Source organism: Pseudomonas lijiangensis (assembly GCF_018968705.1).
Lineage (GTDB): Bacteria > Pseudomonadota > Gammaproteobacteria > Pseudomonadales > Pseudomonadaceae > Aquipseudomonas > Aquipseudomonas lijiangensis.
Genome location: NZ_CP076668.1, coordinates 5,729,436 through 5,748,894 on the forward strand (window position 1 = coordinate 5,729,436; position 19,459 = coordinate 5,748,894).

Consider the following 19,459-nt stretch of genomic DNA (forward strand, 5'->3'; position numbering starts at 1 on the left):
AAGCATAGCGTTGGTAGGTAGCCAACTGCCATATTGAATGACTGCGCCAGCACGGAAGTTCGCGGGCGGTTGCAAATCTTAATCCTCTGAACGAAAAACGCCCAGCTTATGCCGGGCGTTTTTTCGCAGGCAATCTTAATTATCGTCAGTCTTACCCGGAACATTAGAGGTTTCGCTCAGGATACCCTGTACTTCTTCCTTCATGCGCTTGAGACCCATGTGGCGTACGTCCGTACCACGCACCAGATAGATCACCAGCTCGGAAATGTTACGGGCGTGGTCACCGATACGCTCCAGCGAACGCAGGACCCAGATCACGTTCAGTACACGGGAGATCGAGCGCGGGTCTTCCATCATGTAGGTCGCCAGCTCACGCAGCGCGGTCTTGTATTCGCGGTCGATGATCTTGTCGTACTGGGCGACAGACAGTGCCAGCTCCGCATCGAAGCGTGCGAACGAATCCAGCGCATCGCGAACCATGTTGCGCACCTGGTCGCCGATATGACGCACTTCCACATAACCGCGCGGCGCTTCGCCCTCTTCGCACAGTTGAATGGCGCGACGGGCGATCTTGGTGGCTTCGTCACCGATACGCTCAAGGTCGATCACCGACTTGGAAATGCTGATGATCAGGCGCAGGTCGGAAGCCGCAGGCTGGCGACGGGCAAGAATGCGCAGGCATTCTTCGTCGATGTTGCGCTCCATCTGGTTGATCCGGTCGTCGACTTCCCGGACCCGCTGGGCCAGGCCCGAGTCGGCTTCGATCAGGGCCGTGACGGCATCGTTGACCTGCTTCTCGACCAGGCCACCCATTTCGAGCAAGTGGCTGCGAACTTCTTCGAGTTCGGCGTTGAACTGTTGCGAGATGTGATGTGTATGGCTGTCTTTGTGGATCATGCTGGGTGTCCTTGGAACGTCCGGTTAATTGCGAAAACGCAGCGGTGGTTCAGGGCTGACGGAGCACGTCCTAGCCGTAACGACCGGTGATGTAGTCTTCTGTCTGCTTTTTGGTCGGGTTGGTGAACAACGTATCCGTATCACCGAACTCGACGAGTTTGCCCATGTGCATAAAAGCGGTGTAATCCGAGACCCGTGCCGCCTGCTGCATGTTGTGGGTAACGATCACAATGGTGTATTTGGATTTCAGTTCGTAGATCAGTTCTTCAACTTTCAGCGTCGAAATCGGATCGAGCGCCGAACAGGGTTCGTCGAGCAGCAGGACTTCCGGCTCCACGGCGATAGTGCGGGCAATCACCAGACGCTGCTGCTGACCGCCGGACAGACCAAGCGCCGACTCATGCAGCCGGTCCTTGACCTCATCCCACAAGGCCGCACCTTTGAGTGCCCACTCGACAGCCTCGTCGAGTACGCGCTTTTTGTTGATCCCTTGAAGACGCAGGCCGTAGACCACGTTCTCGTAGATCGTCTTGGGGAACGGGTTCGGCTTCTGGAACACCATGCCGACGCGGCGGCGCAGCTCGGCAACTTCCTCGCCCTTGCTGTAGATGTTGTGCCCATAGAGGTTGATAGCGCCTTCTACCCGGCAGCCATCGACCAGATCGTTCATGCGGTTGAAGGTGCGCAGCAGCGTCGACTTGCCGCAACCGGACGGGCCGATGAACGACGTCACCTTCTGCTTGGGAATGTTCAGGCTGACATCGAACAGCGCCTGCTTTTCACCGTAAAACAGGTTCAGGCCCGGAACTTCAATTGCCACGATTTCATCGGCCAGATGCAAACCTGACTTGTTGCGCCCCAGGGCCGACATGTTGACGCCGCGGTTTGAGCCTTCGTGTTGCATGGATTGCTCCTGTGCGAACTTTTCGCATCATCGAACCGCCCTGCCAGTGCGGGGCGGTACTTTCGGATCAGTTGTCGAGCGCCTTGTACTTCTCGCGCAAATGGTTACGAATGGCGACCGCCGACAGGTTGAGCAAGGCGATCACCAGCACCAGCAGCAAGGCCGTGGCATATACCAGCGGACGTGCGGCCTCGACATTGGGGCTCTGGAAGCCCACGTCATAAATATGGAACCCCAGGTGCATGATCTTCTGATCCAGATGCAGGTAGGGGTAGTTGCCATCCAGCGGCAGAGACGGTGCCAGCTTGACCACACCCACCAGCATCAAGGGCGCGACCTCGCCTGCGGCACGGGCCACCGCCAGGATCAGACCGGTCATCATTGCCGGGCTGGCCATGGGCAAGACGATTTTCCACAGGGTCTCGGCCTTGGTCGCACCCAGCGCCAGCGAACCTTCACGCAGACTCAGGGGAATGCGCGCCAGACCTTCTTCGGTGGCCACGATCACCACCGGAACGGCCAGCAGTGCCAGAGTCAGCGACGCCCACAACAGGCCCGGCGTGCCGAAAGTCGGCGCAGGCAGCGCTTCGGGGAAGAACAGGTGGTCCAGAGAGCCGCCCAGCACATAGACAAAAAAGCCCAGGCCAAACACGCCATAGACGATGGCAGGCACACCGGCCAGGTTGTTCACGGCAATGCGGATCAGCCGCGTGACCGTGCCCTGGCGTGCGTACTCACGCAGATAGACCGCTGCCAGTACGCCAAACGGGGTGACAATCACGGCCATGATCAGCGTCATCATCACCGTGCCGAAAATGGCCGGGAAAATGCCGCCTTCGGTGTTGGCTTCCCGTGGATCCTCGCTCAGGAATTCCCAGAGTTTCTTGAAGTAGAAACCGATCTTGGTGAAGAACCCCATGGCATTGGGCTGATAGGCATGCACCACTTTGCCCAGACTGATCTCCACCTCTTTGCCGTTGGCATCGCGGGCGGTCAGGCTGTCCCGGTCGAACGCCTGATGCAGGCCGCCAAGCCGCTCTTCGATCACTTTATAGCGGGCATCCAGCTCGGCCCGCTCGGCAGCCATGTCCGCCTGAGCCGTCGCATCGAGCCGGCCTTCCAGCTCAAGTTTGCGGGCCTGCAGGCGCAGACGCTCGATACCGTAGTTGATGGCGCCAATATCTTTCTTTTCCAGGCTGTAAAGCTCGTCGGCCAGCTTCTCGACACGCTTGATGCGCTCTTGCAGGGTCGGCCAGGCCGCTTCGCCTTCAGCCACGACCGTGCCGTTTTCCTTGACGTTGACCAGATAGCCGTAGAAGTTGCCCCACTCACGTCGCTCCAGGGTCATCAGTTCGGCAGGCAGGCTCTCTCCGGTCAGCCATTCACCGACCACCCAGGTGAAATCGCTGGGGTTCAGGTCACGGTTGCCGACCTTGAACAGCTCGCGGGTCATGAATTCGGGGCCATTTTCCGGGACAGGCAAGCCAGCCCCTTTGAGACGCGCAAGCGGCACCTGCTCCTGCTCGACCCGCTCGCCGATCAGCACATGCGGGGGCTGACCGGGCACATCGTATTGCGCATGCACCAGATCCGCCGGCCAGAAATGCCCCAGGCCACGCACGGCAATCACCGCCAGCAGCCCGATGGTCATGATCACCGCGATGGAAACAGCGCCCGCACTCAGCCAGACGCCGGGGGCGCCGCTTTTGAACCAGCTCTTGAGAGAGTCCCGTTTCACTAAGTTCTGCCTTCCTTAAAGCGACGAGTATTTCTTGCGCAGGCGCTGACGAATCAGCTCTGCCAGGGTGTTCATGACAAAAGTGAACACCAGCAGCACCAGCGCCGCGAGGAACAGCACGCGATAGTGACTGCCTCCCACTTCCGACTCGGGCATTTCCACGGCAACGTTGGCCGCCAGAGTGCGCATGCCCTCGAACAGGTTCATGTCCATGATCGGCGTGTTGCCGGTGGCCATCAGCACGATCATGGTTTCACCCACGGCACGGCCCATGCCGATCATCAGCGCCGAGAAGATGCCGGGGCTGGCCGTCAGGATCACCACGCGGGTCAGGGTCTGCCAGGGCGTCGCGCCAAGGGCCAGCGAACCCAGGGTCAGGCTGCGCGGCACGCTGAAGACCGCATCTTCGGCAATCGAGTAGATATTGGGGATGACCGCAAAGCCCATGGCGATACCCACGACCAGTGCATTGCGCTGATCGTAGGTGATGCCCAGGTCATTGCTGATCCACATGCGCATGTCGCCGCCGAAGAACCAGTTCTCCAGATGCGGGCTCATGCCCAGGGAGAACCAGCCCACCAACAACACCACCGGCAGCAGAATCGCGCTTTCCCAGCCATCGGGCACACGCAGGCGGATCGACTCGGGCAAGCGGGTCCACAGGAAGCCTGCCAGCAGAATGCCGATAGGCGTCAACAGCAGCAGGCTGAAGATGCCGGGCAAATGGCCTTCCAGATACGGCGCCAGGAACAATCCGGCAAAGAAGCCGAGGATCACCGTCGGCATCGCTTCCATCAGCTCGATGACCGGCTTGACCTTGCGGCGCATGCCCGGTGCCATGAAGTAGGCGGTATAGATCGCGGCAGCAATGGCCAGCGGCGCAGCCAGGATCATGGCGTAGAACGCGGCTTTCAACGTGCCATAGGTCAGCGGCGCGAGGCTCAGCTTGGGCTCGAAATCGCTGTTGGACGCCGTGGACTGCCAGACATACTGAGGCGAATCGTAGTTTTCGTACCAGACCTTGCCCCACAACGAACTCCAGGACACTTCCGGGTGCGGGTTATCCAGCGTCATGGGCAGCAGCAGGCCTGAACTCTCGACCAGAATCTGGTTGGCCCGTGGCGACAACGCAAGAATGCCCGAGCCTTCCACCACCTGATCGACCAGCAAGGTGCGATGGGCCGTGCTGTGGAATACGCCCAGCTTGCCGGAAGCATCGAGAGCGATGAAACCCTTGCGACGTTGCTCGGCCCTGATCTGCACGATCGGCGCGTGGCTCATCTTGAAGTCGCGAACGCGCATGAAGCGCTGCTCGCCATCGGTATCACGGGCCATGAACCACTGGCTCATGCTGCCCTTGGAGTTACCGATGATCAGTGAAATGCCGCCCACCAGTTGAGCGCTGGCGGTGATTTCCGCGTTGCCGTCTTCCAGCAGCTTGTAACGACCATTGAGGGTACGGTCACGCAGGCTGAACACATCGGCCTGGGCACGGCCATTGATCACATACAGCCATTGCTGGCGAGGATCGATATAGATGGCTTTGACGGCAGCGGACATCTGCGGCAGATCGATATGGCTCTGCTCGCGGGTCATCTCGCCCGTCATCATGTTCTCGGTCTGCTCCAGCGCCAAGACGTGCAACTGGGTGCCGGTTGAACCTGCAACCTTGAGATTGTCGCCACTGGCGCTGACGGTAACGTACTCCACCGGCCGGCCCTGATCGTCCAGCACCAGCGGCGTCTCGCCGTAAGGCCAGGCAATGCTCGGGGTGATGGTTTTCTTGTTGTCCGGATAAGTCGTCTGGTAGGCATGCTTGAAGATCAGCACCTGACCATTGGACAGACCCAAGGCAATCAGCGGCGCGCCGGGCTGATCCTTGCCGATGGACGCAACGGTCACTCCGGCCGGCAGCGGCAGGCTGATGCGCTGCAGTTCGCTGCCCTCCTTGATATCAAAGAAGATCACTTCGCCCTTGTCGGAAACCCGCATGCCGATCTGGTTCTGCTCTTCGATGGTAATCATCAGCGGCTTGCCCGCGTCCTGCATCCAGGTAGCGTTCAGCGGCGTCTTGACGCTCAGGCTGGCACCCTTGAACAACGGCGCGACGACATAGGCGAGGTAGAAAAAGATCAGCGTGATAGCGGCCAGCACGGCAAGGCCACCGATGGCGACATACCAGCGGGTCAGGCGGTCCTTGAAGGCACGAACGCGGCGCTTGCGCAGCATCTCGGGCGTATTGAAATCAATGCGCGCTGGAGGTGAACTCTGATTCATTCTCGATTTAGCCAGATCATTCATGCGCGCACACCGTAACGGCCTTATATGACAAAAACATTACAGTAAGGTGACGCAAAAAAGCCCGCCGCCCAGGAAAACCGGCAGCGGACTGTTCAATTGCTTGCGAGGCCAATCCTTCAGCCTCCCCTCATGCTGCTGTTATTTCGAAGCGACACCCGAGGTACCTTGCAGGCCCAGATCGGCCAATGCCTTTTCCACCACGCGGGACGGCAACGGGATGTAACCGTCCTTCATCACCACTTCCTGGCCCTGTCTGGACAGCACCAGCTTCAGAAATTCGGCTTCCAGCGGTGCCAGAGGCTTGTTCGGCGCCTTGTTCACATATACGTACAGGAAACGCGACAACGGGTAAGTGCCATTCAAGGCGTTGGCTTCATTGTCCTCGACGAACTCTGTGCCTTCCTTCTTGGCCAGCGGTACAGTCTTGACGCTGGAAGTCTTGTAGCCGATACCCGAGTAACCAATGCCGTTCAGCGAGCTGCTGATGGCGCTGACCACCGAAGCCGAACCCGGCTGCTCGTTGACGTTGGCCTTGAAGTCACCTTTGCATAGCGCCTCTTCCTTGAAGTAGCCATAGGTGCCGGACACCGAGTTACGGCCAAACAACTGGATCGGCTTGCTCGCCAGGTCGCCGGTCACGCCGACATCGCCCCAGGTTTTGGCATCAGCCTTGGCACCGCACAGACGGGTCACGGAAAAAATCGCGTCCACTTGCTGCATGGTCAGGCCCTTGATCGGGTTGTCCTTGTGCACGAACACGGCCAGGGCATCCACGGCGACCGGAATGGCGGTCGGCTTGTAGCCATGCTTCAACTCGAACGCCGACAACTCGCCGTCCTTCATCTTGCGGCTCATCGGCCCGAGGTTGGCAGTGCCTTCCGTCAGGGCTGGCGGCGCAGTGGAGGAACCTGCGGCCTGAATCTGGATGTTCACGCTTGGGTATTCTTTCTTGTAGGCCTCGGCCCACAGGGTCATCAGGTTTGCCAGGGTATCGGAACCCACGCTGGAGAGGTTTCCGGACACACCCGTGGTTTTTGCGTAAGGCTTGATCGCAGGGTCAACAGCAGCGAAGGAATTGGCTGTCGCAACTGCGGCGGCAGCGAATGTCAGTGCGGTCATCCAGCTCTTGAGTGTCATGCCTTGCGCTCCTGCAGGGGATGTAGAGGATCTGAGACCTGCCGTCATTGGTGGGCCGTATGAATACTCTATGAATTGATTGTGACAATAAGATGAAAAGGCCGTCCCCCTTTCGGGATGACGGCCTTCATGCAAGACAAAATGCTTCAGCGAGAGGCAATCAGCGCTTCTTGGAGAGCAGATACAGGCCCAACGCCATGCCCAGGCCGCTCAGCGCCGCCACGTACCAGGCCGGAGCCATCGGGCTGGTCTTGAGCATCAGGGTCACGACCATCGGGGTCAGGCCGCCGAAGATGGCATACGCGACGTTGTAGGAGAACGACAGCCCCGAGAAACGCACCACAGGCGGGAACGCCTTGACCATGACGTACGGCACGGCGCCGATGGTGCCGACGAACAGACCGGTCACGGCATACAGCGGGAACAGCCAGTCCGGATGGGCGGCCAGCACATGGTAGAAAGTCCAGGAGCTGATCAACAGACCCGCGCTGCCCAGCAGCAATACCAGGCCCGCGCCGATACGATCCGCCAGCGCGCCCGCACCGATACAACCCAGACTCAGGAAAATGATCGCCAGGCTGTTGGCCTTCAAGGCAGTGGCCGCCGGAAATTCGTATTTGGTCTGCAGCAGGGTCGGCGTCATCAGGATCACGACGATGATCCCGGCCGACAGCAGCCAGGTCAGCAGCATCGACAGCACAACGGCACCGCGATGATCACGCAGCACGCCCTTGAGCGGCAGCTCTTCGGCCAGCGCCTTGCGCTGTTGCAGTTCGGCAAACACCGGGGTTTCGTGCAGCAGACGACGCAGGTAGACCGACATCAGGCCGAACACACCGCCCAGCAGGAAAGGAATGCGCCATGCGTAGTCGGAAACCTCGACCGGTGTGTAGATGCTGTTGATCACGGTCGCCACCAGCGAACCGATCAGGATGCCCGCCGTCAGGCCGGCCGTCAGCGTTCCACAGGCATAACCGACATAACGGGCCGGAACGTGCTCGGACACGAATACCCAGGCGCCCGGCACTTCACCGCCAATCGCAGCGCCTTGAATGACGCGCATCAACAGCAGCAGGATCGGTGCCCACATGCCGATTTGAGCGTAGGTTGGCAGCAGACCCATGATCAGGGTCGGCACGGCCATCATCAGAATGCTCAGGGTGAACATTTTCTTGCGGCCCAGCAGGTCACCGAAGTGCGCCATGATGATGCCGCCCAGCGGTCTTGCCAGATAACCGGCAGCAAAAATGCCGAAGGTCTGCATCATGCGCAGCCAGTCGGGCATGTCCGCCGGGAAGAACAGCTTCCCGACCACCGCCGCGAAGAAGACGAAAATGATGAAGTCGTAAAACTCCAGCGCCCCACCCAGGGCTGAAAGCGACAAGGTTTTGTAATCGCTGCGGGTCAAAGGCCGCGCTGGCTTCGCGGAATCTAAAGGTACGGATGACATGACAAGGCTTCTCTTTGGGCTTTTCTTTGAATGAGCGAACGACAGCTACGCTGGCTGCGGCGGGGTGGCGTGCAGAAGCGATTGTCCGGGGCAATTGTGCAGATAGGCACCAAAATTGCGTGTACAGGCAGTCTTGTCACCTGTAGAGGTCAGGCAAGATAGCAAATTGTTTCAAAAAACACCTAGCAGAAGCGGCGCTCGGTAAAAAGAAAGCCCAATGGTCGTGCTGTGACGCAACGCCCGATATACTCGCAGACCGTCACGCGCATCGGGAAACTGCGCAAAAACCTCTTTAGCCAGCGGCTTTCGCAGAGTTTCCCTTTTGGAGCCATAGGTCGGCTGAACACACAATGTTCACCGACGTAGTTTTGAATGGCACCTGTCAACCGCGGTAGAAAACAATGAGAGTCATGGGTCAGAGGCACCCTAGGCATGATTGAGCTCGAACAAGAAGATCCAACCCCACAAGGCGACCTGGCCTTGCAAATTACAGCCCTGCCCCGTGAAACCAATGGTTTCGGCGATATCTTTGGCGGCTGGCTGGTGTCACAGATGGACCTTGCAGGCACCGCAATGGCCAGCAAGATCGCCGGCGGGCGTGTCGCCACCGTTGCGATCGACCGCATGGCATTCCTGGTGCCGGTGGCCGTTGGCGAACAGCTTTCCTTCTATACACGGACCCTGGAAGTCGGCCGTACCTCGATCAAGATGATGGTCGAAGTCTGGAGCGACGACCCGTTGAGCAGCGAATGGCGCAAGGTCACCGAAGCCGTGTTCGTCTTCGTGGCCATCGACAGCAGCGGCCGGACACGTTCGGTCCCGGCACGGCGGTAAATTGCCGTTCGGGCAAAGACCGGCCGGTTAAGGCTAAACTCCTCGACCTTGAAAGCGTCTATTCATGTCACGGTCCTTGAGTGAGAACTTCGCATGCCAACACCGCAGGTTGAATCCGTAAAATACGACGAGCTGAATTGCTGGCGTATCCGTCATGGCGATGCAGAGCTGCTGGTTGCCCAGCAAGGCGCGCACATCCTCAGTTATCAGGTCGCAGGCCAGGAGCCTCTGATCTGGCTGAACGATGGTGCGCTGTTCAAGCAAGGCAAACCGATTCGTGCCGGTATTCCGGTTTGCTGGCCATGGTTCGGCAGCCTGGAGCGCAACCCGCAAAGCGTACAGGCGATGCGCCAGAGCAGCGAGCCCGCCAAAGCCCACGGGGAAGTCCGCACGCTGGACTGGGAACTGCTGGGGATTGGTGAAGATGGCGATGCGCTGCTGGTGGAGTTCGTCCTGCCGCAGGCTGAAGGTCATTTACCCGGCTGGCCGCACAACGTTGCCCTGAAACTCAGCATCCGCCTGGACCATGCACTCAATGTCAGCCTGGTCAGCTACAACAACGGAAGCGAAACCGTAAGCTTCAGCCAGGCGCTGCACACTTACTTCGCAATCAGCGATATTCACCAGATCCACATCGAAGGCCTCGATGGCCTGCGCTATATCGAAACCCTGGAAAACTGGGAAGAACGCCAGCAGAGCGGCGATCTGACGTTCGTCGGCGAAACCGACCGCATCTACAAAGATACGCCGCCATTGCTCAGCATCGTCGATCCAGAGTGGAAACGCCGGGTTCACATCCAGACCAGCGGCTCGAAATCCGCTGTCCTGTGGAACCCGTGGATAGACAAGACCAGCAAGCTCGTCGACATGAAGCCCGATGGCTGGCAGCGCATGGTCTGCGTCGAAACCGCCAACGTGCTGGACGATGTCGTGACTCTGGCGCCACAGGACATGCATGTCCTGGGGATCAGTATCTGGAGTGAAGCGCTCTAAACCCGGCTATCAGAGGTCCGAGTCGACCACGACGCGGACCTTTGAGGCATCCATCGCATAGGCCGCATCGGCCAGATCGTTACTGACCTTCTCAACTTTCAGCGTACCCACTACCCACAAAGGTGTGTAGATATCATCCAGTTTCAGGCCTTTGGGGTAACGAACCAGCACCAGTTGGTTCGGAGGCGGTGGCGGCACGTGGATGCAGGCACCCGGATAAGGGACGAGGAAGAATAAAGTACTGTGGCCCTTGGCATCGGTTTCCAGCGGTACCGGATAACCGCCGAGGCGGATCGTCTTGCCATTCATGTCGGCCACGGTCTTGGTCGAATACATGACGGCGGGCAGCCCTTTGCTCTGCTTCAAACCACCCTTGCTGTCGAAGGTCCCCATGGCTTCAGGGGAGTTGTGATCGATTTCGGGCATGGCTTCGAGGGCTTTCTGGTCCGACTTGGGCATGAGCTCAAGCCAGTCGGTCTCGGGAATCTCGGCATGCACGAGGCCGGATACCAGTAACAGGGTCATCAACAGAAAACGACGCATCATAGAGCTCGGCAAGGGCAGGAAAGACTGCGGCGCATTCTAGCCCTCTGCACATTGCAGAGGGCCATTAAATGAAGATCAGCTCTTCTTTTTAATCATGCCGAAGATAAACAGCAGGATGATTGCACCGACCAGCGCGCCCAGGAAACCTGCGCCCTCACCCGCCTGATAGATGCCCAGCGCCTGACCGCCATAGGTCGCAGCCAGAGAACCGCCGATGCCCAGCAGAATGGTCATGATCCAGCCCATGCTGTCATCGCCTGGCTTGAGAAAGCGCGCCAGCAGGCCGACGATCAAGCCGATAAAGATGGTTCCGATAATGCCCATGTCATTTCCCCCAGTGTGTTGGACACGCCAAGACCCGATTGCAGCCTTGGCTTACTGCTATCTGAGAACACGGAGAGAGGATTGGTTCCAGGCCCCTTGAAAACAAAGGGCCCGGAATCAGAGGCAATCAGTTTTGAATCAGTGCCTCGACCAGCTTGACCTGACGGTCCAGGGTCGCACGATCGGCGCTGCGCACGGTGGCATGACCCACCTTGCGACCGGCCTTGAAGGCTTTGCCGTAGTGATGCAGATGGCAGTCATCGATGGCGATGACCTTGTCCACGGCTGGTACTTCACCGATGAAGTTCAGCATTGCGCTCTCACCGACCTTGGCCGTGGAGCCCAATGGCAGACCGGCAACCGCCCGCAGGTGGTTCTCGAACTGGCTGCACTCGGCGCCTTCGGTGGTCCAGTGCCCGGAGTTGTGGACACGCGGCGCGATTTCATTGGCTTTCAGGCCGCCATCGACTTCAAAGAACTCGAAGGCCAGCACGCCGACATAATCGAGCTGCTTGAGGACACGACCGACGTAATCTTCAGCCAGTGCCTGCAACGGGTGATCGGTACTGGCAATGGAAATGCGCAGGATGCCGTTATCGTGAGTGTTGTGTACCAGCGGATAGAAGCGTGTTTCACCATCGCGGGCACGCACGGCGATCAACGAAACCTCACCGGTGAAAGGTACGAAACCTTCCAGCAGGCAAGGCACGCTGCCCAGCTCGGCAAAGGTATCGACCACATCGGCAGCCGTGCGCAGGACTTTCTGGCCCTTGCCGTCGTAACCCAGGGTGCGGGTTTTCAGCACGGCAGGCAGGCCGATGCTGGCCACGGCTGCATCCAGGTCAGACTGAGACTGGATATCCGCGAACGCAGGCGTCGGGATGCCCAGGTCCTTGAACATGCTTTTCTCGAACCAGCGATCGCGAGCGATGCGCAAGGCGTCGGCGCTCGGATAGACCGGCACGAACTGCGACAGGAACGCCACGGTTTCGGCTGGCACGCTTTCAAACTCGAACGTCACCAGATCGACTTCATCGGCCAACTGACGCAGGTGATCCAGATCGCCGTAATCGGCACGCAGATGCTCACCCAGCGCGGCAGCACAAGCATCCGGTGCGGGGTCGAGAAAGGCGAAGTTCATACCCAGCGGCGTACCTGCCAAAGCCAACATGCGGCCCAGCTGGCCGCCACCGATTACACCGATCTTCATGGAAAAACCTCAGGCGTGGCGCGGGTCTGGATTGTCCAGCACGCTGTCTGTCTGCTCAGTGCGGAATTTCTTCAGCACTGCATGGAATTGAGGATGCTTGGCGCCCAGGATACTGGCGGACAACAGAGCGGCGTTGATCGCGCCTGCCTTGCCGATGGCCAGGGTCGCCACAGGAATGCCTGCCGGCATCTGCACGATGGACAGCAGGGAATCGACGCCCGACAGCATCGAGGACTGAACCGGAACGCCCAGTACCGGCAAGTGTGTCTTGGCAGCACACATGCCCGGCAAGTGAGCAGCACCGCCAGCACCGGCGATGATCACTTCGATGCCACGGCCTTCGGCTTCTTCAGCGTACTGAAAAAGCAGATCCGGCGTCCGGTGGGCAGACACCACTTTGACTTCATACGGGATGCCGAGCTTTTCCAGCATATCGGCGGTGTGGCTAAGGGTGGACCAATCGGACTTGGAGCCCATGATCACGCCAACCAGTGCGCTCATCGTCGTGCCTCTCATCGGGCGCCCGCAGGCGCGTCAAAAAACAACAAGCCACGCGGGAAGGCCGGCGTGGCTTGTTGTAGGAATAATGGCCGATTCAACCGGCCAAAGGCCGCGCAGTATACCTCAAAGCGCAAGGATGACAGCCCCCCTGACGACCATCTGCATGCAAAGCTCGCCAACAGCCTGCAAGACAGCCCCATGAGCGACAAATCCGCAGCAGCCATTCCTACAGATTGTGTCTGCCCTCCACTACTTCTCGCGAAGCAAAAGCCAACTGACAAACCTTCGTAATTTCCCGTTACCTCTTTGACTCACCCACTCAATGAACGACATGACGCGTTCCGATAAAAACTGCAACTCTGTTAATGGATTAACTTATATGAAAATGAATTTCAAAAAACGCTCAGGGATACTGAGTGCATTGCTGTTGATAACCCTCCTGTCTATTGGCATCAGTGAAGCCCAGGAAAAACGGCCCTTGTTCCTGTATGTATTCCTGCATGACGACATACCCGCTGCCGAGCGGGTCAATCTGAAGAAAGATTATTTTTCATGGATGATAAAAGACCTTGAAAGCTTCACGGGCCGCAGGGTCTATCTCGATATCATTGATAAAAAATCAACGCTGAGCGGCTTTCGCTATCAAACCACTGACCTGCAAAGAGGCCAGCAGGAATGGGATAGTTTTGTAGATCGCCATATTCAGGAAAACAATCTTCCCCGAAACGGGACAACTAAATTCCTGCTCCTGACCCGCAACCCTGTCAATGAAAAAACGCTGGGTTATACCCGTGAGAGGCACTATGCAGCGATAGCCTCCATACAGACCTATACCACAGCAGCCCATGAAATAGGTCATATGCTGGGTGGACTTCATGAGCACTCGGAAGTGTTATTCAGAGGCGGCTGGTGGTGTGAAACCAATATAACGCCCACTCGCCAACAGATAAGAGCCAATTGCTATATCTACAGTGCCCAGAATAAAAAGAACATAGCCGAGCACTTGAATCAGTTCCCGTAAACCCGCCTGCAAGTTCATCTGACGCGGCACAGCCTTCATTGAGCGGTGCCGCCCTCCAGCTTGCGCCACAGCAACCGGACATTGGCCTTGCGCACCAGCGCACAGCGATACAGGCGGATTTCCAGAGGGACGTGCCAGTGCGGCCCACCGCACACCACCAGTTCGCCACGTTCCAGTTCAGCCCGCACACTCAGGTGCGGCACCCAGGCAATCCCCAGCCCTTCGAGCGCCATGCCTTTGAGGCTGTCGGCCATTGCCGTTTCATACACGGTGGTAAATCGCAGGCTGCGCTGACGCAGTAACAGATTCACCGAACGCCCCAGAAAAGCACCGGCGCTGTAGGCCAGCAGCGGCACACTCTGCTCATTCTCCAGATCGAACAGCGGCTGGCCGTTGGCATCGGCGGCGCAGACCGGCAGCATTTCGGTGTGGCCCAGATGCAGTGACGGGAAAATTTCCGCATCCATCTGCAGGGCGGCATCCGGGTCATAGAAGGCCAGCATCAGATCACAGCCACCTTCGCGCAATGCATGAACGGCATCGCCGACGTTGGTCGCCACGAGCCGGGTCGCAATGTTCAAACCTTCATTGCGCAACTGGGCAATCCAGCGGGGGAAGAACCCCAGCGCCAGGGAATGTGCCGCCGCGACCTGAATGACTTCACCCTGACCGCCTTCCAGATGGTGCAGATGGCGCACCACTTCACCGAGCTGTTCGACAACGGTGCGAGCCGTCACCAGAAACAACTGCCCGGCAGCTGTCAGTTCAACAGGGGTCCGAGAACGGTTGACCAGCGTCAGCCCAAGGGCCGATTCCAGACTGCGGATGCGGCGGCTGAAGGCTGGCTGCGTCACGAAACGACGCTCTGCCGCCTGGGAAAAACTGCGGGTGGCAGCCAGGGCACTGAAATCTTCCAGCCATTTGCTTTCCAGGTTCATCACGTCCTCCCGGACATTCGGGGCATGAATGAATTCACCCCGATCAAACAAGACGCAACAAACAAAACATGTGGGAGGCAGCTTGCTGGCGAAAAAGGCTGAGAACCGGCAGATATTCTGCGTCTGTACGCTAGAGTCGCCAGCAAGCTGCCTCCCACAAAGTGATTTATGACCTTAACTGATCGGCCTTGCTCCTACTGCGCAACGACATGCCCCCTTTAACAGGGACATTTACTCCGCATATGCCGATTCATTTTGCCGTGCAATTTGCCAGATAACGTCGCCTCTGCGACAAAAACAAATACAAGTGCGACATTTTGTCCTGTTTACGAACAAAGAGAAACCCACGTCACATGTGCATTATGCCGTTATTGCATAGGGCAGCGTTTAACAGCATTGGTCAACTTACCGCTCAAACCCCAACATTCGCGGCGTTCCGGCATTGTTGTGCCTTATTTGAGACGATATCTATCATGTCCTCGCCTGCATCACTGCGCATCGAAAAAGACCTGCTTGGTGTTCTCGAAGTACCTGCTCACGCCTACTACGGTATTCAGACCCTGCGAGCAGTGAATAACTTTCACCTCTCCGGCGTACCGCTTTCGCACTACCCGAAACTGGTCGTTGGACTGGCCATGGTCAAGCAGGCGGCAGCTGATGCAAACCACACGCTGGGACACCTCAACGATGCCAAGCACGCAGCCATCAGCGAAGCGTGTGCACGTCTGATTCGCGGCGACTTCCACGATCAGTTCGTCGTCGACATGATTCAGGGCGGCGCTGGCACTTCAACCAACATGAATGCCAACGAAGTCATCGCCAACATCGCATTGGAAGCCATGGGCTTCGAGAAAGGCGAATACAAGCATCTGCACCCCAACAACGACGTGAACATGGCTCAGTCGACCAACGACGCATACCCGACGGCCATCCGTCTGGGCCTGCTGTTGGGCCATGACGCCATGCTCGCCAGCCTCGAAAGCCTTATCCAGTCTTTCGCCGCCAAGGGTGAAGAATTCAGCCACGTTCTGAAAATGGGCCGTACCCAGTTGCAGGACGCTGTTCCGATGACACTGGGTCAGGAATTCCGTGCCTTCGCCACCACCCTGACCGAAGACCTGAACCGCCTGCGCACCCTGGCTCCGGAGCTGCTGACCGAAGTGAACCTGGGCGGTACTGCAATCGGTACCGGCATCAACGCCGACCCGGGCTACCAGAAGCTGGCGGTCGAGCGCCTGGCAATCATCAGCGGCCATCCACTGGTTCCTGCTGCCGACCTGATCGAAGCGACTTCCGACATGGGTGCCTTCGTACTGTTCTCCGGCATGCTCAAGCGTACTGCGGTCAAGCTGTCGAAGATCTGCAACGACCTGCGCCTGCTGTCCAGCGGCCCACGTACCGGCATCAACGAAATCAACCTGCCAGCGCGTCAGCCGGGCAGCTCGATCATGCCAGGCAAGGTCAACCCGGTCATTCCGGAAGCCGTCAACCAGGTCGCCTTTGAAATCATCGGCAACGACCTGGCCCTGACCATGGCAGCCGAAGGTGGCCAATTGCAGCTCAACGTCATGGAGCCGCTGATCGCCTACAAGATCTTCGACTCGATCCGCCTGCTGCAACGTGCCATGGACATGCTGCGCGAGCACTGCATCGTCGGCATCACTGCCAACGAACAGCGCTGCCGTGAACTGGTCGAGCATTCCATCGGCCTGGTCACCGCACTGAACCCTTACATCGGTTACGAAAACTCGACCCGTATCGCTCGCATCGCCCTGGAAAGTGGCCGCGGCGTACTGGAACTGGTCCGCGAAGAAGGCTTGCTCGACGACGCAATGCTGGATGACATCCTGCGTCCGGAGAACATGATCGCTCCGCGTCTGGCCCCTCTGAAGGCCTGACCGAAAATGATTTTCGCAACATGCTCACCAGGTTGAGGGCCTAGACACCCCTCACCTTTTGGGGGTCTGGGAGTGATTCTCCAGACCCTTTTTTTTGCCTGCTTGCTGACGACCCAAAGGAGGGCATCAAGCACCTGAAAAGCCCGTTTTTGCTGAGGTCCTGGCAAAAGCATTCGTTTCGCACCGCAAATGAAGATTCAGTTACACAACAAAGCGGCTACAGACGTAAAAACTTTGCACCGGTATAGTGCGCCCCCTCAAAAGTAGCGAGGAATAACAAAAATGTTGGAAATGATTAACGACTTCCTCTCCGGAAAGGTCCTCATCGTCCTTATCGTAGGCCTTGGTGGTTACTTCACGATCCGCTCGCGTTTCGTTCAGTTTCGTCACTTCTTCCACATGTTCGCGGTCTTTCGCGACAGTCTGCGTAGCAGCTCGGGTCAACTGAGTTCGTTCCAGGCACTGATGCTCAGCCTTGCGGGCCGCGTCGGAGCAGGCAACATCGCAGGTGTCGGCCTTGCCGTAACACTGGGCGGCCCGGGTGCCGTATTCTGGATGTGGGTGACCGCGCTGGTCGGCATGTCCAGCAGCTTCATCGAGTGTTCCCTCGCTCAGCTCTACAAACGCAAAGACTCCGAAGGCCAGTTCCGCGGCGGTCCGTCGTTCTACATCCAGCACGGTCTGGGCAAACGCTGGCTGGGTATGGTCATGGCGGTCCTGCTGATCATGACTTTCGGTCTCTCCTTCAACGGCCTGCAATCCCATGCCGTGACCGACTCGCTCAATAGCGCCTTCGGCGTAGACCACACGACCACCGGTATCTGCCTGGTCGTACTGCTGGGCCTGGCGTTCATCGGTGGCATCAAGCGTATCGCTGCCATTTCCGACCTGCTGGTACCGGTCAAGACCCTGATCTACATCGCAGTGACCATCTACGTCATCGCCATTCAGATCGACCACGTTCCAGCCATGCTGCTGACCATCGTCAAAAGCGCCTTCGGTCTTGACCCTGTGTTCGGTGGCCTGATCGGCAGCGCAATCGTGATGGGCGTCAAACGTGGCGTCTTCGCCAACGAAGCCGGTCTGGGCAGTGCCCCGAACGTTGCCGCCGTTGCACAGGTCGAGCACCCGGTTGCCCAAGGCGTGGTTCAGGCGTTCAGCGTATTCCTCGACACCTTCGTGATCTGCACCTGTACGGCCTTGCTGATCCTGCTGTCCGGTATCTATGACGTGGGCTACAGCGGCAACGGTATCGTTCTGGCACAGAACTCTCTGGCAGCCGTAGTAGGCGACTGGGGCCGGATCTTCATCAGCGTTGCGCTGGCACTGTTCGTATTCACCTCGATCCTTTACAACTACTACCTGGGCGAAAACAGCCTGCGCTTCCTGGTAGGCGAGAAGATCCAGGCCATCATCGGCTTCCGCGTCGTGGTTCTGGCTCTGATCTTCTGGGGTGCAGTGGTTGACCTCAAGACGGTGTTCGCCTTCGCCGACATCGCCATGACCCTGCTGGCCTTCGTCAACCTGATTGCCCTTGCCCTGCTGTTCAAGGTCGCCATGCGTATCATGCGTGACTACGATGCCCAGCGTAAGGCAGGCATCAAGATCCCGGTCTTCGATTCCAGCAAGTTCCCGGATCTGGATCTGGACCGCAACGCCTGGCCAGCCAACCCGACGCAACAGCCTCAAGGCAGCGTTGACGCGGCAGCCAAACCAGCTTCACAAGCACACTAACCACCGAAACGCCGCAGGAGAGAACCATGGCTCATGATGCACCCCAACCCGCTCAGCGAGTGATGGTTCTTTACACCGGCGGCACCATCGGCATGCAAGCCAGTGCCAATGGCCTGGCTCCAGCATCAGGTTTCGAGGCAAGGATGGCCGGGCAACTGGCCGACCTGCCGGAACTGGTGGTTCCACAGTGGCGTTTTCGCGAGATGTCGCCTCTGATCGACAGCGCCAACATGACGCCCGATTACTGGCTGCGCCTGCGTGCAGCGGTGATCGAAGCCGTGGATGAAGGCTGCGACGCGGTGCTGGTGCTGCATGGCACCGACACCCTGGCCTACAGCGCTGCTGCGACCAGCTTCCAGTTGCTGGGGCTCGATGCACCGGTCGTCTTTACCGGCTCCATGCTGCCTGCCGGCGTCCCGGACAGCGATGCCTGGGAAAACGTCAACGGCGCCCTGCTGGCACTGGGTTCGGGTCTGGCGTCGGGTGTTCACCTGTACTTCCACGGAGAACTGATGGCCCCAACTCGTTGCGCGAAGATCCGCAGCTTCGGTCGTCATCCGTTCGCACCACTGCAACGCTCCCGTGGCGGTCAGGCGGCTACCTCGTTGCCCGAGGCGCTGGATTATCGCCAGACCAAGGCGCTGGCGCATGTCGCAGCATTGCCACTGTTCCCGGGCATCGGGGCCGCGCAGATCGATGGTCTGATCGACAGCGGTATCAAAGGTCTGGTGCTGGAATGCTACGGCAGCGGCACCGGCCCGAGCGATAACCCCGCGTTCCTGGCCAGCCTGGAGCGAGCGCAGCAACAGGGCGTTTGCGTGGTCGCGATCACTCAATGCCATGAAGGGGGTGTCGAACTGGACGTCTACGAAGCGGGCAGCAAGCTGCGCGGCGTGGGCGTATTGTCCGGTGGCGGCATGACCCGCGAAGCAGCGCTTGGCAAACTGCATGCGCTGCTGGGTGCTGGTTTGAAGATTGAAGAAGTCCGGCGTCTGGTGGAGCTGGATCTGTGTGGAGAGCTGCGTTAAGCAAC

At 58.6% G+C, this 19,459-nt stretch carries 17 protein-coding genes; 6 read left to right on the plus strand and 11 right to left on the minus strand.

The genetic code is table 11. The features are described from left to right. Positions 1-135: 135 nt before the first annotated feature. The 6 genes from phoU to KQP88_RS24565 form a co-directional block, all read right to left on the minus strand. Positions 136-897 (minus strand): phosphate signaling complex protein PhoU, encoded by a 762-nt coding sequence (gene phoU, locus KQP88_RS24540; protein ID WP_117167847.1) that lies wholly within the window; start codon positions 895-897, stop codon positions 136-138. 70 nt (positions 898-967) lie between these two features. Further along, positions 968-1,801 carry a phosphate ABC transporter ATP-binding protein PstB gene (gene pstB / locus KQP88_RS24545; protein WP_200994378.1) on the minus strand — a complete coding sequence of 278 codons (834 nt, stop codon included), beginning with the start codon at positions 1,799-1,801 and terminating at the stop codon, positions 968-970. A 67-nt stretch (positions 1,802-1,868) separates the two neighbouring features. Next, complete coding sequence (gene pstA, locus KQP88_RS24550; protein ID WP_216704435.1) at positions 1,869-3,539, minus strand: phosphate ABC transporter permease PstA; 1,671 nt, start codon at positions 3,537-3,539, stop codon at positions 1,869-1,871. A gap of 15 nt (positions 3,540-3,554) precedes the next feature. Beyond that, the gene (locus tag KQP88_RS24555; protein ID WP_200994431.1) at positions 3,555-5,588 is read right to left on the minus strand and encodes an ABC transporter permease subunit; all 2,034 of its coding nucleotides are present in this window, start codon (positions 5,586-5,588) and stop codon (positions 3,555-3,557) included. Positions 5,589-5,978: 390 nt separating this feature from the next. After that, positions 5,979-6,977, minus strand: a complete 999-nt coding sequence (locus KQP88_RS24560; RefSeq protein WP_200994380.1) for a phosphate ABC transporter substrate-binding protein PstS family protein — start codon at positions 6,975-6,977, stop codon at positions 5,979-5,981. A gap of 160 nt (positions 6,978-7,137) precedes the next feature. Then, on the minus strand, positions 7,138-8,427 hold the full coding sequence (locus KQP88_RS24565) for an MFS transporter (RefSeq protein WP_216704436.1): 1,290 nt from the start codon (positions 8,425-8,427) through the stop codon (positions 7,138-7,140). Between the two features lie 432 nt (positions 8,428-8,859). Between KQP88_RS24565 and KQP88_RS24570 the strand changes: the two genes are divergently transcribed. Further along, the gene (locus tag KQP88_RS24570) at positions 8,860-9,261 is read left to right on the plus strand and encodes an acyl-CoA thioesterase (RefSeq protein ID WP_025262552.1); all 402 of its coding nucleotides are present in this window, start codon (positions 8,860-8,862) and stop codon (positions 9,259-9,261) included. Positions 9,262-9,354: 93 nt separating this feature from the next. Then, positions 9,355-10,254, plus strand: a complete 900-nt coding sequence (locus KQP88_RS24575) for a D-hexose-6-phosphate mutarotase (RefSeq protein WP_216704437.1) — start codon at positions 9,355-9,357, stop codon at positions 10,252-10,254. A gap of 9 nt (positions 10,255-10,263) precedes the next feature. Here the strand turns inward: KQP88_RS24575 and KQP88_RS24580 are convergent, their stop codons facing one another. The 4 genes from KQP88_RS24580 to purE form a co-directional block, all read right to left on the minus strand. Next, on the minus strand, positions 10,264-10,797 hold the full coding sequence (locus tag KQP88_RS24580; RefSeq protein ID WP_025262554.1) for a DUF3299 domain-containing protein: 534 nt from the start codon (positions 10,795-10,797) through the stop codon (positions 10,264-10,266). 78 nt (positions 10,798-10,875) lie between these two features. Continuing rightward, on the minus strand, positions 10,876-11,124 hold the full coding sequence (locus KQP88_RS24585) for a GlsB/YeaQ/YmgE family stress response membrane protein (RefSeq protein ID WP_025262555.1): 249 nt from the start codon (positions 11,122-11,124) through the stop codon (positions 10,876-10,878). A gap of 127 nt (positions 11,125-11,251) precedes the next feature. Beyond that, positions 11,252-12,334, minus strand: a complete 1,083-nt coding sequence (locus KQP88_RS24590) for a 5-(carboxyamino)imidazole ribonucleotide synthase (protein WP_216704438.1) — start codon at positions 12,332-12,334, stop codon at positions 11,252-11,254. 9 nt (positions 12,335-12,343) lie between these two features. Then, a complete protein-coding gene (gene purE, locus KQP88_RS24595; RefSeq protein ID WP_025262557.1) occupies positions 12,344-12,835 on the minus strand; it encodes a 5-(carboxyamino)imidazole ribonucleotide mutase in 492 nt (163 codons plus the stop codon). A gap of 331 nt (positions 12,836-13,166) precedes the next feature. Between purE and KQP88_RS24600 the strand changes: the two genes are divergently transcribed. After that, positions 13,167-13,856, plus strand: a complete 690-nt coding sequence (locus KQP88_RS24600) for a hypothetical protein (RefSeq protein ID WP_216704439.1) — start codon at positions 13,167-13,169, stop codon at positions 13,854-13,856. 35 nt (positions 13,857-13,891) lie between these two features. Here KQP88_RS24600 and KQP88_RS24605 read toward each other — a convergent pair whose 3' ends face one another. Next, complete coding sequence (locus tag KQP88_RS24605; RefSeq protein WP_200986382.1) at positions 13,892-14,794, minus strand: LysR substrate-binding domain-containing protein; 903 nt, start codon at positions 14,792-14,794, stop codon at positions 13,892-13,894. A 473-nt stretch (positions 14,795-15,267) separates the two neighbouring features. Between KQP88_RS24605 and aspA the strand changes: the two genes are divergently transcribed. The 3 genes from aspA (at position 15,268) to KQP88_RS24620 (ending at position 19,454) form a co-directional block, all read left to right on the plus strand. Then, the gene (aspA, locus tag KQP88_RS24610; RefSeq protein ID WP_198727915.1) at positions 15,268-16,692 is read left to right on the plus strand and encodes an aspartate ammonia-lyase; all 1,425 of its coding nucleotides are present in this window, start codon (positions 15,268-15,270) and stop codon (positions 16,690-16,692) included. Between the two features lie 282 nt (positions 16,693-16,974). Beyond that, positions 16,975-18,426, plus strand: a complete 1,452-nt coding sequence (locus KQP88_RS24615; RefSeq protein ID WP_216704440.1) for an alanine/glycine:cation symporter family protein — start codon at positions 16,975-16,977, stop codon at positions 18,424-18,426. Positions 18,427-18,452: 26 nt separating this feature from the next. Continuing rightward, positions 18,453-19,454, plus strand: coding sequence for an asparaginase (locus KQP88_RS24620; protein ID WP_200994386.1), 1,002 nt, complete (start codon positions 18,453-18,455; stop codon positions 19,452-19,454). Positions 19,455-19,459 lie beyond the last annotated feature (5 nt).